14 protein-coding genes and 1 pseudogene are annotated in these 14,584 nt (G+C 44.2%); 3 read left to right on the top strand and 12 right to left on the bottom strand.

The window, feature by feature from the left end:
- Positions 1–48: 48 nt before the first annotated feature.
- Positions 49–960: a helix-turn-helix domain-containing protein gene (locus tag BWI44_RS08680; protein ID WP_115502959.1), complete on the bottom strand. Its 912-nt coding sequence runs from the start codon at positions 958–960 to the stop codon at positions 49–51.
- A 266-nt stretch (positions 961–1,226) separates the two neighbouring features.
- On the bottom strand, positions 1,227–2,624 hold the full coding sequence (gene mnmE / locus BWI44_RS08675; RefSeq protein ID WP_044155357.1) for a tRNA uridine-5-carboxymethylaminomethyl(34) synthesis GTPase MnmE: 1,398 nt from the start codon (positions 2,622–2,624) through the stop codon (positions 1,227–1,229).
- A gap of 121 nt (positions 2,625–2,745) precedes the next feature.
- Here mnmE and BWI44_RS08670 point away from each other — a divergent pair.
- Positions 2,746–4,686 (top strand): annotated as a pseudogene (locus tag BWI44_RS08670) (PAS domain-containing hybrid sensor histidine kinase/response regulator).
- Between the two features lie 11 nt (positions 4,687–4,697).
- Here the strand turns inward: BWI44_RS08670 and BWI44_RS08665 are convergent.
- The 4 genes from BWI44_RS08665 to BWI44_RS08650 form a co-directional block, all read right to left on the bottom strand.
- On the bottom strand, positions 4,698–5,576 hold the full coding sequence (locus BWI44_RS08665; protein WP_044155356.1) for a nucleoside phosphorylase: 879 nt from the start codon (positions 5,574–5,576) through the stop codon (positions 4,698–4,700).
- A gap of 100 nt (positions 5,577–5,676) precedes the next feature.
- Complete coding sequence (floA, locus tag BWI44_RS08660) at positions 5,677–6,678, bottom strand: flotillin-like protein FloA (protein ID WP_007213154.1); 1,002 nt, start codon at positions 6,676–6,678, stop codon at positions 5,677–5,679.
- Positions 6,679–6,704: 26 nt separating this feature from the next.
- A complete protein-coding gene (locus tag BWI44_RS08655) occupies positions 6,705–7,175 on the bottom strand; it encodes an NfeD family protein (protein ID WP_007215881.1) in 471 nt (156 codons plus the stop codon).
- A gap of 6 nt (positions 7,176–7,181) precedes the next feature.
- The gene (locus tag BWI44_RS08650) at positions 7,182–8,612 is read right to left on the bottom strand and encodes a tetratricopeptide repeat protein (RefSeq protein ID WP_195209994.1); all 1,431 of its coding nucleotides are present in this window, start codon (positions 8,610–8,612) and stop codon (positions 7,182–7,184) included.
- A 144-nt stretch (positions 8,613–8,756) separates the two neighbouring features.
- Between BWI44_RS08650 and BWI44_RS08645 the strand changes: the two genes are divergently transcribed.
- Entirely contained in the window at positions 8,757–9,512 is a 756-nt protein-coding gene (locus BWI44_RS08645) for a PP-loop family protein (RefSeq protein WP_115502957.1), read from the top strand.
- Positions 9,513–9,538: 26 nt separating this feature from the next.
- Entirely contained in the window at positions 9,539–9,907 is a 369-nt protein-coding gene (locus BWI44_RS08640) for a DMT family protein (protein ID WP_022392402.1), read from the top strand.
- Between the two features lie 102 nt (positions 9,908–10,009).
- Here the strand turns inward: BWI44_RS08640 and BWI44_RS08635 are convergent, their stop codons facing one another.
- Genes BWI44_RS08635 through BWI44_RS08610 form a run of 6 tightly spaced genes read right to left on the bottom strand, consistent with a single transcriptional unit; the run spans position 10,010 to position 14,425 of the window.
- A complete protein-coding gene (locus tag BWI44_RS08635) occupies positions 10,010–11,032 on the bottom strand; it encodes an FAD:protein FMN transferase (RefSeq protein ID WP_007665718.1) in 1,023 nt (340 codons plus the stop codon).
- A gap of 9 nt (positions 11,033–11,041) precedes the next feature.
- Complete coding sequence (locus BWI44_RS08630) at positions 11,042–11,623, bottom strand: manganese efflux pump MntP (RefSeq protein ID WP_044533080.1); 582 nt, start codon at positions 11,621–11,623, stop codon at positions 11,042–11,044.
- 4 nt (positions 11,624–11,627) lie between these two features.
- The gene (locus tag BWI44_RS08625; RefSeq protein ID WP_007665703.1) at positions 11,628–12,392 is read right to left on the bottom strand and encodes a DUF6048 family protein; all 765 of its coding nucleotides are present in this window, start codon (positions 12,390–12,392) and stop codon (positions 11,628–11,630) included.
- Positions 12,355–12,855 carry a DUF6452 family protein gene (locus tag BWI44_RS08620; RefSeq protein WP_007665702.1) on the bottom strand — a complete coding sequence of 167 codons (501 nt, stop codon included), beginning with the start codon at positions 12,853–12,855 and terminating at the stop codon, positions 12,355–12,357. Before BWI44_RS08620 ends, BWI44_RS08625 begins: the two co-directional genes overlap by 38 nt.
- Positions 12,856–12,859: 4 nt before the next feature.
- Complete coding sequence (locus BWI44_RS08615; protein WP_118220901.1) at positions 12,860–13,813, bottom strand: glycosyltransferase family 2 protein; 954 nt, start codon at positions 13,811–13,813, stop codon at positions 12,860–12,862.
- 57 nt (positions 13,814–13,870) lie between these two features.
- Positions 13,871–14,425, bottom strand: a complete 555-nt coding sequence (locus BWI44_RS08610) for a DUF4199 domain-containing protein (protein WP_007665700.1) — start codon at positions 14,423–14,425, stop codon at positions 13,871–13,873.
- Positions 14,426–14,584: the final 159 nt, after the last annotated feature.

The following is a 14,584-nucleotide window of genomic DNA, read 5'->3' as shown; positions in this document are numbered from 1 at the left end:
CAAAGGAATAAGGTGATTCGATGGTGGGTACATTCACCGATAAATAACTTATTCAATCTTTGGGGCTGCAAGCAACTTATCCAGTTCAGGCTTGGAGATAAGTGTGTATTTGCCTTTCTTCACCTTCGGGATGTTATGGTACTTTGCGTAATGATAGAGTTGGTCACGGGTGAGATTGAACTTTTCCATCGCTTCTGCAACCGTGTAATATTGCGGTTCTTCGGGGGCAATAATGCCCTTGGCTATATCCACATGTTTCTTGGAATAGTACACCATGATGCCCTCTTTCTTCTTCGGAATGGCATTCTTGGAAACGAAACAATAGATGGCGGATAAGGTCATACCGAACTTCTCCTGCATTTTCTGAGTGCTATACCATTCGGTAATGTCTGGATTTGGGGCTTTTTTGGCAAAATAAGCGTCAATATGTTTCTTGCTCCAGTAAGTCTTGCCACGATTGAAAGTTCGGGGAATGTTGTTCTTCTTAGCTACCGCAAATATCCATGACTCATTTACATGGTATTTCTTTTTGACTTCTGCGGTGGTATAGAAGTCGGTAATGGGAATGGTGTCTTTAGGCTGTCGATGTTCATAAGGACGAGCTTCTAACATTCGGTCAATATCTCCTTTACGGATAAAAGATAATCTGCTACTGATACGGAATGCTTGCAGTTTTCCTGCATATACCATTTTATAGACAGCTTGTTTGCTCAGCCCTAATAGAGTTGCAGCTTCTTTGAATGACAGATATTCTTTGTTCTTAAAATCAGATATGGGTTGTTCTCTGATGACCGCTTGGACTTTGGTTTCTACTTCTTGTATTCTCTTTTGCCGAGCAGCTTCCTTGTATGCAAGATTACTACACCGATGTGAACAGAAACGTGTTGTTAGTTTTTGGGCATAGAATGTTGTGCCACACCATTCACATACCTTTTTGATTTTCATTTTACTTGTTGCCATATTCGTTACTTTTAGAGGTTTATTTCTCTTGTTATTTCTCCATTTTATTTAACTATCGTAAATCATAGTCAACCATAGTCAACTTTCTCCACGACCTTTCCGACCTAAAATCGGAGAGTAACAAGCGAGCAACAAATGCGGTACAAAAATGAGCTGAAAAAGCCCTATAAACGATGACCATCGCTTATAAGGCTAAAAAGAAAGGCGCTCAAAATGAACGCCTTGATAATCGTTGATGATATATGCTAATCGTTGGTAATCACCAATTATTTCCCGATGCAAAAATGTTGAAATATATTTTGTAGCACCATATCATTCGTCACCTCCCCCGCGATGTCGCTCAAATGGAAGATGCATTCCCTGATGTCCTGGGCCACGAAGTCCCCTGAAAGATTGTTTGCCAATCCCTGTTGTACGCGTCTGATGGCTTCTAAAGCATGCGTGAGGGCTTCGTAATGGCGGGCATTGGTCACTATCACGTCGTTCTGGGTTATCGTAGGCAGATTGGCGGCGGCTATAAGTTTCTTCTGAAGCACATCCGTATTTTGCCTTTTCTTGGCGGAAATAAAAATACATTCGGCGTCAGGAATGATGGAAGAGGCCGCAGAAAGCACCTCATCAGAATGAGCCGTGCCCGACAAATCCGATTTGTTGAATACCAATATCAAATGCTTTCTTTCCAGACGCGGAAGTATCTGCCCCGATAGCTGATTCATTTGCGACGTTGCGTCCGTTGCATCAATCATCCAAAGCACGATCTCCGCTTGTTCCAGTTTTTGGAACGTGCGCTCTATGCCCAGACTCTCAATCGTATCATTGGTTTCGCGGATACCTGCCGTGTCAATGAAACGGAAAGTAATACCGCCGATATTGGTCGTGTCTTCAATCACGTCGCGCGTAGTGCCGTGAATGTCGCTCACGATAGCCTTGTCCTCGTTCAGCAATACATTGAGAAGCGTTGATTTCCCGGCATTCGTTTCGCCGATGATGGCTACCGGTACGCCGTTTTTGATCGCATTTCCTACGCTGAACGAATGTACCAGTCGGGAAATGACTCCTTCGATGTGATCCGCCAATCGGTAAAGCTCCGTTCTGTCCGCAAACTCCAACTCTTCATGGTCGCTGAAATCCAGTTCCAGTTCAATCAGTGAAGTGAAGTGTAGCAACTGGTTGCGTAGCTCCGTAAGCTCCTTACTGAATCCGCCACGCATCTGGCTCATGGCAAGGCGGTGGGTGGCGGCAGATGAAGAAGCAATCAGGTCCGCCACGGCTTCGGCCTGGCTCAAATCCATCTTTCCATTGAGAAAGGCGCGTTGCGTGTATTCCCCCGGTCCCGCCAGGCGGCAACCGTGCTTGATGAGCAATTGTAAAACCTGTTGCAAGATATAACTCGAACCGTGGCAGGTGATCTCCGTACTATCTTCGCCCGTGTAAGAGTGCGGGGCGCGAAACAGGCTGACAAGAACCTCGTCGATAATTTCTTCTCCATCGTGTATCTTCCCGAAAGTCAGTGTATAAGGTTTGCAATCTGCCAGCGCTTTACCGGATTTTGCCGGGGTGAAAATGTGGCTGGTGATACGAATGGCGTCCGCTCCTGAGACGCGAATGCTTCCGATTGCTCCTCCTTGGGCCGTGGCAATGGCACAGATGGTATCCTGATTCATCATAAAAATTGTTATTTGAGTTGCAAAGATAGCCTTTTGGGGCAAAAAATTGTATATTACTTACTCTTTTTTATTACATTTGCTCAATTTTCGTAGCCTTTACATGATACACTTTGTTATTATGGCGCAAGACAAAATAAAAATGCATGATTCCTCTTCTCATACTACCGAGAAAGACGAGAACACGGAACTACTGAAAGAGAAATTATTGAAGGTCAACTCCGTTCTGGCTGCCCATCAAATTGCTCTCTGGGAGATAAATGTCAATACCCTGGAGTGCACTTTCACTCAGGAATATTTCGAAAGTTTAGGCTTGGATAAAGTCGGCATCTGTTATCAGAATTTGGAAGAGTTCTGTAGCTTTGTGCATCCCGATGATAAGCATTTGGTGTCGTTGGATGGCTTTCAAAAGAAATTGGATGGCTTTGAAGAGTCCAAAGTCTTACGCGTGCGTTGCGTAGGTGCGCATGGCGAAATAGTCTGGTTGGAGGACCACCTCTTATCTGTAGAGAAAGATAGAAGTGGAAATCCGAAAAGCCTCTTATGCTATACCGTGAATGTCACCGGGCAGTGCGAACGCGAAACGCGCATATCGCGCATGGAAGAGCGAAACCGGAAGATAATACAGGCATTGCCTGAATTCATCTTCATCTTTGATGAAAATTTCTTCCTCACCGACGTGTTAATGTCTTCTGACACCATTTTGCTCCATCCCGTTGAACAGCTACGGGGAGCGGATGGGCGCACCATCTATTCTCCCGAAGTCAGCGACCTGTTTCTACGGAACATACGTTAATGCCTCGAAGACGGGGAGTTGAAGGAGATAGAGTATCCCCTGGATGTGGATGATTGCGAAAGGCATTATTTCCAGGCACGCATCGCTCCGTTCGAAGATAATAAAGTGATGGCATTGATACACGATATCGGTGACAGGGTGCAACGCTCCAATGAACTCATCGAGGCGAAGCAGCGGGCAGAAGAGGCCGACCGCATGAAATCGGTGTTCTTGGCCAATATGAGCCACGAGATCCGCACTCCTTTGAATGCTATCGTGGGATTCTCTGAAATCATAGCTTTGACGGAAGATGAAGTGGAGAAAGCCGAATACCTGAACATCATCCAGAAGAATAGCAACCTGTTGTTGCAACTCATAAATGACATTCTGGACCTTTCCCGTATCGAGTCGGGAAAATCGGAAATGAACTTCCAGTTGGTCGAAATGACCGGACTGATTGACGAAGTGGAGAAAGTGCATCGCCTGAAAATGAAAACGGGCATCCGACTGAATGTGATATGTCCCGATGAGGAAATCTGGATTATGGTGGACCGGAACAGGATTACGCAAGTGCTGTTCAACTTTCTCTCTAATGCCATTAAGAATACCCATGAAGGGACCATCACCTTGGGGTTGGAGGTCTGCGGAGAATGGTTGAAGGTGTATGTAACGGATACCGGTTGCGGCATTGCGAAGGAGAAATTGCCCTTGATTTTCAACCGTTTCGAAAAGCTGAACGATTTTGTTCAGGGCACGGGTCTGGGGCTCCCCATCTGCCAGAGCATCGTGGAGAGATTGGGAGGAAAGATTTCCGTAGAGTCCGAAGTAGGAGTGGGGAGCACTTTCGTGATGACCCTTCCTTACCGCCAGTTTGTGTTGGGAGCGGATGGTGAACCTGTTGAAATCAATGCCCACGTAGAGCGAAGATCAGACGGCAGGAAGAAAATTCTGATAGCTGAAGATACGGAGTCTAACTTTATGCAGATAAACATTTTGCTGAAGAAGGACTACACCATTTCGTGGGTTACCAATGGCGAAGAGGCCGTAAATAGTTTCTTGCGTGAGCGTCCCGACCTGATATTGATGGACATCCGCATGCCGGTGATGAACGGTATTCAGGCTACGGAAAAGATACGTACCATCGACATCGATTTGCCTATCGTTGCGGTGACGGCCAATGCTTTCCTGATAGAGCAACAACAAGCATTAGCCGCCGGGTGCAATGATATTATTGCCAAACCATATACTTACGAAAGATTGAAGGAAACAATCATCAAGTATATTTGAGTGGGTGTTTCTTAAATTCTGTCCAGTACGGTTTTTATCAAAGTGTCAATCGTATTCTTGTAGCCCGTATTGGCTTCTTTAATCAACCGGTTGGCTATGACCATGCATACCGTGGTCGCCTTATGTCCCATCAGGCGGCTCAAACCGGCCAGTGCGGAGCTTTCCATCTCGAAGTTCGTAATGCGATAGCCATTGTATTCAAAGTTCTCGATCTTTTCATTTTGCTTCGGGTCAGCCAGCGGAATACGTAGTTCGCGTCCTTGCGGGCCAAAGAAACCACTGGCGGCAATCGTTACACCGCGTACCATATTGTCTCCGGCAATGCGCTCTATCAGTTCGGCATTGGCGTCGATCACGTACGGAGCAGGTGCGCACATATTCCCCGACCATCCCATGTGGTTCAGGAATGCACGCTCAAATGGCAGGTCGCACACTTCATTGCGCCCTGAATAGAAGTTCAGCAGGCCATCGAAACCAATGGACTTTTGCGAGCAGATAAATGTACCTACGGGCGTATTCGGTTGCAAACCGCCACAAGTACCGATGCGCACCAGTTCTAACTGGCGAAGTTGGGGCTTTTCTTCACGTGTGTTGAAGTCGATGTTGGCCAAGGCGTCCAGTTCGTTCATCACAATGTCGATGTTGTCGCAACCAATACCCGTAGAAACCACCGTGATGCGTTTGCCCTTGTAGGTACCTGTAATGGTTTTGAACTCGCGGCTTTCCACTTCACATTCTTTATTCTCAAGGTGTGAGCCTACCAGTGCCACTCTGCCCGGGTCGCCCACTAGGATTACTTTGTCTGCCAGCCACTCGGGCTTTACGTGCAGATGAAAAACTGAACCGTCATCATTGATAATAAGTTCGGAAGATGCAAAATACTTTTTCATATTCTGGATTTTTTGGTTGATACGTTTATAAATAGAAAACGCCGGAACGGGATTACTGTTCACCGGTTCCGACGTTTTTCTGGGGCTATAATTCTACCGGTTATTTACTCAACGGCTGATTTGAGTTGTTTCCCGATGGTTTGGCTATGGTTTCGCGCATGGAAGTATCAGCTTCGATGTTCTTCATCCGATAATAATCCATGATGCCCAGGTTGCCGTTACGGAATGCTTCTGCCATGGCCTTAGGTACTTCGGCTTCTGCCTCGATCACCTTGGCGCGTGCTTCCTGAGCTTTCGCCTTCATTTCCTGTTCGCTGGCCACGGCCATTGCACGGCGTTCCTCAGCTTTGGCCTGGGCGATATTCTTATCGGCATTTGCCTGGTCTATCTGCAAAGCCGCACCGATGTTCTTACCTATATCGATATCAGCGATATCAATGGACAGGATTTCGAAAGCCGTACCGGCATCCAGACCTTTGCGGAGCACAAGTTTGGAGATTGAATCCGGGTTTTCCAATACTGACTTGTGGTTTTCGGACGAACCGATGGAAGATACGATACCTTCGCCTACACGGGCCAGGATAGTGTCTTCACCGGCACCACCCACCAACTGGCGGATATTGGCGCGTACCGTTACACGGGCTTTGGCTATCAACTGGATACCATCTTTTGCTACGGCGGTCACCGGAGGAGTATCGATCACCTTCGGGTTTACCGACATCTGAACGGCTTCGAACACATCACGTCCGGCAAGGTCGATTGCGGTAGCCATCTGGAAGGATAATTCAATATTAGCTTTAGAGGCGGATACCAAGGCGTGCACCACTCTTTCTACATGTCCACCAGCCAAGTAGTGAGCTTCCAGCTCGTCGCGGGTAATGTTGCTCAATCCGGCTTTGTGTGCTTCAATCATACCCGGTACAATGATGTAGGGAGGTACGTTACGGATACGCATTAAAAACAATTGCACCAATGAAATCCTGACTCCCGAAACTTTGGCGGACAACCATAGGAAGAAAGGAACATAGTGGAAGAACAGTACGATGAAGATAATGCCTCCTATCACAAGAAAGGCAGTAAGGTACATAGTGTCTACGTTCATGATTTATAAGATATTAAGTGTGAATATTAGTCTTTTTTCTTTTCTACCATGATAACGCCGTCCGTAATACGGTTTACAATGATAGGGGTTTTTTCATTCAGGAATCCGTCCATGGATTTCACTTCCACGATGTTGCCGTCTATTTCGGCATTGCCGATCAGTGCCAGGCGTGTAATGGCCACACCCGTATCGCCTACTTTTACTTGATCCGCAGCCGTACGGTCCACCTTCGATGTGATATTCTTCTTCAACGCCACTTTATCCAAGGTCTTGGAGCGCATGAAGAGTATCAATGAGCCTATGCAGGCTATTGCCGATACACCGAGCGTGATGAAACCAGCCGTTGTACCCAGATAGGCAAAGGCATAGTAGTTGGCATAGATCATGCAAGCTCCGGCCAGAATTCCGGCTATGCTGATGCCCGGGATGACGAACAGTTCTACCAAGAACAGGATAACTGCCGCAACAATGAGTACAATGATGATAAGTATGTCCATAGTTTTCTATTTAAAGGATTGTTTTTCTGTATTACGCACTTCAATGGCGGCCTTCTCCAATTCACCTGATAATTGTTGTATCTGCTTTTCCAGGTCGAGTATGGCGGGAGCCAGTTTGGCTTTATCGCTTTCCTTGGCACGGGAGTACAAGGAACGTTGCTCTTCCAATTTGTTTTGCTGCTCTTTGAAAGCCTTTTCTAATTGGAGGTATTTGCCGAACAGTTTTTTGACCTGAGGAGATTTGAAATCACTTTGTTGATAATAAGTATTCTGGTCATCGATTACAAACTCAAACTCATGACTTTTCGTGGTTTGTGGCTTTTCATCGAATGCGGCTTGTAGCCGATGTTTGGCATCGGCTACGGCATCCTGATCCGTCCACGTATCTTTCAGAGAATGAATCCGGGCAAGCCCGATTGCTTTTTTCGGGTCCATTGCTTCATAATTATATACCCTTTTGGAAGAATTTGGAATGAATACATAAATGCAAACTTTTCCTTCCGGCTGGTAACGGTCGGAGGCAAACCATCCGAGATTATTATATTCGTCGATAACGAACATATAGTCATTATAGGGAGAGTTGAACGGCATACCCACATTTTCCGGAGTGAGGTAGGTGTTCGTGTTGGTATTGTAACGGGTGACGAATATGTCGTAACCACCTATCGAATTTTCACCATCCGTGGCATAATAGATGGTGATGCCATCTGTCAATACATACGGATAGTTGGCATTGATGGAATCATTAATACTACCGGGTAGCAAGCTACCTTTGCCCCATTCGCCCTGCATTTTGTTACGCGAGAGGATGCTGAGTTTACCGTCCGGTTGGCGCTCACCATAATAAATCTTATTGCCGAGTTCCGTTTCATATACGGTAGCCTCAACTTCTGCCTCATTCTGGAAGAAATCATTGTACATGAATAGTTTACCGGACTCAGGACTAATTTTATAAGCTTCCAGAAAACGACCTTTGTCTATTACGATGCTATCGATAATGCAAACTTCTTCAACCCCTTTCAACATGCGGAAATTGGCTTTACTTTTCTCCAATAGCTTTTCGGCTTCTGCGGTCGGCCTTTTCCGTTTGGCCAGGTCGCTGATGTAGTCTTCGTAGCATTTGATGGCATCTTCAAAGCGATACAGGTCATTGTAATTTCGCGCCAGATAGAGTTGTCCACTGGGCACCCGTCTTTTTACGGCGGTTTCCAGATATTTCAAAGCTACTTCTGGTTCTCCTGTTTCCAGGCAACATACGCCGTACCATAAGTTATAATTTCCATTTGCCGGTTGTGTCTTTACGAGTTTCTGGAAAATCGGTTTGGCTTTCTCGTATTGCCCTTGATTGTAGAAAGCTCTCGCTTCCTCCAACGTCTGTGCCGATACACCGACTAATGTGAGACAAAATAGAAGGAGTAAAATATATCTCTTTTTCATGCTAGTTATCCAACTTACAAATTCGAATGTTCAAAAATACAAATTAATCGGGAATAATGCTGATTTCCGTTATTCTATTATGTTAATTCTTCTTTAAATCATTCTTTTCTCTTACTTTTGCAACCGCAAATCTTATGTAGTATTATGGCTCAATTCACCAAAGAAGAGAAAACCGTCCGCCGCATTGAAAAGCGGTTTAGTAAAGGACTGGTAGAATATGGTCTGATAGAGGATGGGGATAAGATCCTTATCGGGCTTTCAGGTGGCAAAGATTCTTTGGCATTAGTGGAGCTATTGGCAAGACGCGCCCGAATTTTTAAGCCCAGATTTGCGGTGGTTGTCGTCCATGTAGTGATGAAGAATATTCCGTATCAGAGTGACCTGACATATCTTCGTGATTATGTAGAGTCATGGGGAATCCCTTTTGTATTGTATGAAACGGAATTTGATCCAAGTACAGATACACGCAAATCACCTTGTTTCCTTTGTTCATGGAATAGGCGCAAGGCCTTGTTCACGGTGGCTAAGGAGCAGGGATGCAACAAGATAGCATTGGGACATCATATGGATGATATTCTGGAAACGCTATTGATGAATATCACTTTTCAGGGGGCATTCAGTTCCATGCCGCCCCGCTTGGTAATGAAGAAATTTGATATGACGATTATTCGGCCGATGTGTTTGGTACATGAGGTTGATTTGCTGGAATTGGCCCAAATAAGAGGGTATCGTAAGCAGGTGAAGAATTGTCCTTATGAGGCGCAATCTCACCGTAGTAATATGAAAGATATTCTACATCAGTTGGAAGCTATGAACCCGGAAGCTCGCTATAGTCTTTGGGGAAGTATGGCAAATGTTCAGGAGGAACTTCTTCCTCAGAAAATTGATAATTTAGATTAATCACCCCTTAAATATTCATCACTGAAATGAAAGGTCTTTATACGATTCTGCTTTTAATAGTGTCTAATGTCTTTATGACTTTTGCATGGTATGGTCATCTGAAGTTGCAAGATATGAAAGTGATTACTAATTGGCCGCTTTACGCCATAATCTTATTTTCATGGAGTATCGCTCTTGCGGAATATTTTTGTTTGGTTCCAGCCAATCGTATCGGGTTTATTGGTAATGGTGGCCCTTTCTCGCTGATACAATTAAAGATTATTCAGGAAGTGATTACACTCATCATTTTCACAGTATTTACTACGGTTCTTTTCAAGGGCGAAAGTTTGCATTGGAATCATTTTGCGGCATTCATTTGTCTGGTACTTGCGGTGTATTTTGTATTCTATAAATAGGTAATTTATCGAAGCGTAGTTTCGTAGTGATTAGTGTTTAGTGATAAGTGATTAGCACCATGCGGAATGTAGCGCAACCCGCTAATCACTTATCACTAAACACTAATCACTTGTTATAAACCTTTTCATCCCTTTCGTATAGTATGTTTGAAGTTCTCCCTTCTCGTCCGTGTAGATAAAGCAGGCATCAATATCCGGGTGGGCATCGGCAAACCGTTCGGCTTCTTCCAATCCCATCACCATGAAAGCGGTGGCATAAGCATCAGCACTCATGCAATCTTTGGCTATTACCGTGGCGGATAAGATGTTGTGTTGTACCGGATATCCCGTTCTTGGGTCTATGGTATGCGCATATTTCTTTCCATCCTTATAATAGAAATTACGGTAATTACCTGAAGTAGCAATACCCACACCCGTTACATTCAGTACCGTTTGTAATTCCTGATTGATAGATAGCGAATCATCTACCGGTTTATTGATACCGATGCGCCACAAATCTTTCTTTGGATTTTCTCCCTGGGCTACAATTTCTCCACCTATATCTACCATGAAATTCTTAATGCCTTTCTTTGCGAGAAATTGTGCTATTACATCTACGGCATACCCTTTAGCAACGGCACTACATGATAGCATCATGCGTTCATCCTGCTTCACGACCTTTCCCTCATTGGATAGGGTTACTTTGGTATATCCCGTAATGTCCAGTAGACTATCTATCATGGCCGAATCAGGAAATGCGCCTTTCTTGAAACCAAATCCCCAGGCATTGGCCAATGGGGCAACCGTAATGTCGAATGCACCATCCGTTTCTTTGGAAATTTCCATACTACGACGGAATACATTCGTGAAAAAAGTGTCCGGTACAATATCCTCGTTGCGGTTGATTCGCGTAATTGTGGCCGTATCATTAAAGGGGGACAGAGAGCCGTCAAATCTCTTCAATTCTTCGTCAATTTCAACTTTCAAGTCACCATCATACTGATAGGTTATATTATAAACCGTGCCGAATATCAATCCGTTTATTGTATAATAAGGTTGCGTACGGTTGTGACGTGCAAGTATCCAGATTGTTCCCAATACAAGCAGGGCAATCCATAAGAAATTTCTCTGTGCCTTCTTTTCCATAAGTGAAGTTTAACTAAAGAACAAGTGTTCTATTAATATTTTGGTTCCGATGATAATCAGGATAATACCTCCCCAGAGTTCTGCCCGTAGTCTTCGTGCAATGCCGCATCCAAAGCGGATACCGAATAGTAATCCTATAAGAGACATGGCGAAAGATACAAAACCGATGATAGAAATAGGAGGGAGTATTTCTGAGAAATCACGCATACCCAGAAATGCAAATGAGACTCCAATGGCCAATGCATCAATACTGGTTGCAACGGCTAATGCGAGCACAACTTTCAAGCTTTTCGGGTCGTATTCTTTTTTGCAATCTTCGTCCTTGAAAGACTCTCTGACCATGCGTCCGCCCAGAAAAGCAAGAATGGCGAAAGCGATCCAATGATCCAGACTCTCTATCAGATGGCTGAATGTGCTGGCGCCTATCCACCCGAGGAGTGGCATGATGGCTTGAAATAATCCAAAGAAAAAAGCCATGGTCAGCATAGGCCGCCATAGCGTACGTTTCAGAAGAATGCCACTGGCTATGGAGACGGCGAAACAATCCATCGCGAGTCCCACGGCAAGAAGCCAAATCTCTAATCCGGTCATAGTTTTAGAATGGTAGTTTATAAGTGATTGTATAAGTTACGCCCATTGTGTTGGAGCCATATTTGCCGAATCCGGGTACATACCAGGGATCTCCGTATTCTCCTGTAGATGAACTTGTGCGGAATTTGAAGCGCAATCCCCAGCCCATATAGAGTTCTTTCCATATATGTGCACGAATGCCGACACAAAATTCAAACCATTGCATGGATCCTTTCATTCCTTTGTGGTTGAAGGGTAAGCTTCCACCCCAGATGTCATCTACCTGGTTCGGATTACCAATGCCTCCGCCATAGATAGGATCATCTACCGATAGGGTTGCTATATCATACTTGAAACTACTCATGGCGTAACGTAGTCCCACAAACAGGTAATTCTTGAATTTCTTTTTGAAAAGAGCGTTGTAATTCATTCCGATACGGAAATAAGGCGCATTACTCTTGTAGTGGGTACCATTGTCATTCCATGCATCGGTGCCGCCATATCCAAGTTCTACTATCGGGAAGAAACGGTTTTTGAGATTAACATCCACCGCTACTTCCGAACTTAAAAAATCACTTCCGAAAGCTTTGCTTCCGATACCCCATAAATCAACACTGACGGTCACGCCATTGTATAGCGGGAAAGCTTCCTCATCCACTTCTTTCTTTTGCTCTTTCGGCGGATTAGAGGCAGGAGGACGGTTGCTGTTTTGTGCTTGTACCGGAAATCCGGCCAACAAACAAAGCACCAGATTAATTACGATAAAAGAGCTTAAGATTTTCCGTTCCATAAATGCTTACTTCTGCTGTTTGAATATATATGGAGTCAAGTAGATGACGGCTATATGATCTGCCTGTGATGCTTTGTTTCATCTGATAGCCGCAATCCATTGAAAGGAAATAAGGCGTATTCTTCTGGCGGATGACAATCGTATCTTTTTTAATCTTAACGTCTTTGCTATAATGGAATACCAGTACGGTGGAGTCTGCCGTATAGCGTAGTGGTAATGATAATCCGTGTACTCTCTTCTGGTTATTGAGGATGATAGAATCTGTACCGAATGCGGTGATGGTGAGCGAGTCAAGAGTATCATTCACAACTCTTTCTGTCTCTCCGTCTATTTTATAAAGATAGCATTGCATCATCGGACGTGCATTCATTGAGCAGTCTTCTTCTTCCGAACAGGAAGAAACGATACTGATAATAGGATAAGCAATCAGACAAAGCAATATCAGTTTTACTAATTTTCTCATAGTCTTATATTGTTTTTTCTATTTGATATTTATTTCGTTCAGGGGCATTGCGTGAAATCAGTTCGCCAAGGAAGCCGGCAAGGAACAATTGTGTTCCGATAATCATGGCGGTCAGCGATAAGTAGAAGTAGGGGGAGTCGGTAACCAAACGGTAAGGCATCCCGCTATGCATATGGTATAGTTTTGTAACGCCTACAATGACTACTGCAATAAAGCCGAAGATGAACATAAGTGAACCGAGAAGTCCGAAGAAGTGCATCGGTTTTACTCCGAAGGCTGACAGGAACCAAAGTGAGATCAAGTCTAGGTATCCATTAAAGAAACGATTCAAACCGCCGAACTTCGTCTTGCCGAATTTGCGTGCCTGGTGTTGAACAATCTTTTCTCCGATCTTTTTGAAACCGGCATTCTTGGCAAGGTAGGGGATATAACGATGCATTTCGCCATACACTTCAATGTTCTTCACCACATCTCTCTTGTAAGCTTTCAGGCCGCAATTAAAATCGTGCAGGTTCTTGATACCGGATACTTTGCGTGCCGTTGCATTGAATATTTTTGTAGGAATGGTTTTTGAAAGCGGATCGTAACGTTTCCTTTTCCAGCCGGATACCAAGTCGTAATCATCCTCTGTTATCATCCGGTATAGTTCGGGTATTTCGTCCGGGCTATCCTGTAAATCTGCATCCATTGTAATGACAACATCTCCTTGTGCCTTTTCAAAGCCACAATATAATGCCGGAGATTTGCCATAATTACGGCGGAACTTAATGCCATGTACTGCATCTGATTCTCGACTCAGTTCTTCGATAATTTGCCAGGAGCGGTCGGTACTTCCGTCATTCACGAAAATAACTTCGTATGAAAAGCCGTGGGCTTTCATCACCCGTTCAATCCATGCGTACAGTTCCGGAAGTGATTCTTCTTCATTATACAAAGGAACGACAACTGAAATATCCATCTTTCTATATTACGATTAAACTGTTTTCTATATACACTATTTCTTTATCCTTATATTTTATCTTCCTCCGATATAATCTGCCGGTGGGCGCTTCATAACGAACAAAGCGGTGGGAATGGCAAGTAATGATCCCACAAAAACATTCATCGACATCATTTGCATCGTGATTTCTATCGGAGTCAGTGAACGCACCTGGCTTAAGCCTTCCCTTAATTGTTCAATATATGCATCAATGCCGGGCACTGCTTTATATGTAATTTCCCAAGAGTTCAACATCGTTTCATAGGAATTCAATATAAACCCTTGGTCAATAAAGCGGATATATATATAATGTGCCACGGCTGTAAGCAATGCGGCAAACATATACATAAATACGGTGAAAATCCATGCATGAAGAAAACTTATTGTCCCGCCACATACCATGTTCCGGTACATGCGCACGTAATAATACGCCATAAAGGGCACACATAAAGTTAGTCCTATAAAAATGGAAAAGAGAAATGGTACGCTAATACCCAGAGGGAACAGTATGAATTTCAAAATCCAAAAACCGCCCAAATAAGTGCCGAACAACATGGCATATCGTTGCAAGTAACCTTTGTTTTCTGTCATCTTTCATTAGGAATAATGGCGCAAAGGTATAAATAATATTGTTTGTAGCCCGTGTATTCTTGTTAAAGTTGAAAAAAGTTTGGGCAAAGTATTGCATGTTTCATAAAAATGCCTACCTTTGCACCCGCAAACAAGAAAAACGGGTAAGTCCTATACGGC

It is taken from the genome of Bacteroides sp. Phil13, from assembly GCF_001940965.1.
Lineage (GTDB): Bacteria > Bacteroidota > Bacteroidia > Bacteroidales > Bacteroidaceae > Bacteroides > Bacteroides intestinalis.
This window is presented reverse-complemented; position numbering and strand designations above follow the sequence as displayed.

What these genes read in the sequence shown, in the direction of transcription:
- BWI44_RS08680 (WP_115502959.1), bottom strand. Translation starts at nt 960, where the DNA reads ATGGCAACAAGTAAAATGAAAATCAAAAAGGTATGTGAATGGTGTGGC.
- mnmE (WP_044155357.1), bottom strand. Translation starts at nt 2,624, where the DNA reads ATGAATCAGGATACCATCTGTGCCATTGCCACGGCCCAAGGAGGAGCA.
- BWI44_RS08665 (WP_044155356.1), bottom strand. Translation starts at nt 5,576, where the DNA reads ATGAAAAAGTATTTTGCATCTTCCGAACTTATTATCAATGATGACGGT.
- floA (WP_007213154.1), bottom strand. Translation starts at nt 6,678, where the DNA reads ATGAACGTAGACACTATGTACCTTACTGCCTTTCTTGTGATAGGAGGC.
- BWI44_RS08655 (WP_007215881.1), bottom strand. Translation starts at nt 7,175, where the DNA reads ATGGACATACTTATCATCATTGTACTCATTGTTGCGGCAGTTATCCTG.
- BWI44_RS08650 (WP_195209994.1), bottom strand. Translation starts at nt 8,612, where the DNA reads ATGAAAAAGAGATATATTTTACTCCTTCTATTTTGTCTCACATTAGTC.
- BWI44_RS08645 (WP_115502957.1), top strand. Translation starts at nt 8,757, where the DNA reads ATGGCTCAATTCACCAAAGAAGAGAAAACCGTCCGCCGCATTGAAAAG.
- BWI44_RS08640 (WP_022392402.1), top strand. Translation starts at nt 9,539, where the DNA reads ATGAAAGGTCTTTATACGATTCTGCTTTTAATAGTGTCTAATGTCTTT.
- BWI44_RS08635 (WP_007665718.1), bottom strand. Translation starts at nt 11,032, where the DNA reads ATGGAAAAGAAGGCACAGAGAAATTTCTTATGGATTGCCCTGCTTGTA.
- BWI44_RS08630 (WP_044533080.1), bottom strand. Translation starts at nt 11,623, where the DNA reads ATGACCGGATTAGAGATTTGGCTTCTTGCCGTGGGACTCGCGATGGAT.
- BWI44_RS08625 (WP_007665703.1), bottom strand. Translation starts at nt 12,392, where the DNA reads ATGGAACGGAAAATCTTAAGCTCTTTTATCGTAATTAATCTGGTGCTT.
- BWI44_RS08620 (WP_007665702.1), bottom strand. Translation starts at nt 12,855, where the DNA reads ATGAGAAAATTAGTAAAACTGATATTGCTTTGTCTGATTGCTTATCCT.
- BWI44_RS08615 (WP_118220901.1), bottom strand. Translation starts at nt 13,813, where the DNA reads ATGGATATTTCAGTTGTCGTTCCTTTGTATAATGAAGAAGAATCACTT.
- BWI44_RS08610 (WP_007665700.1), bottom strand. Translation starts at nt 14,425, where the DNA reads ATGACAGAAAACAAAGGTTACTTGCAACGATATGCCATGTTGTTCGGC.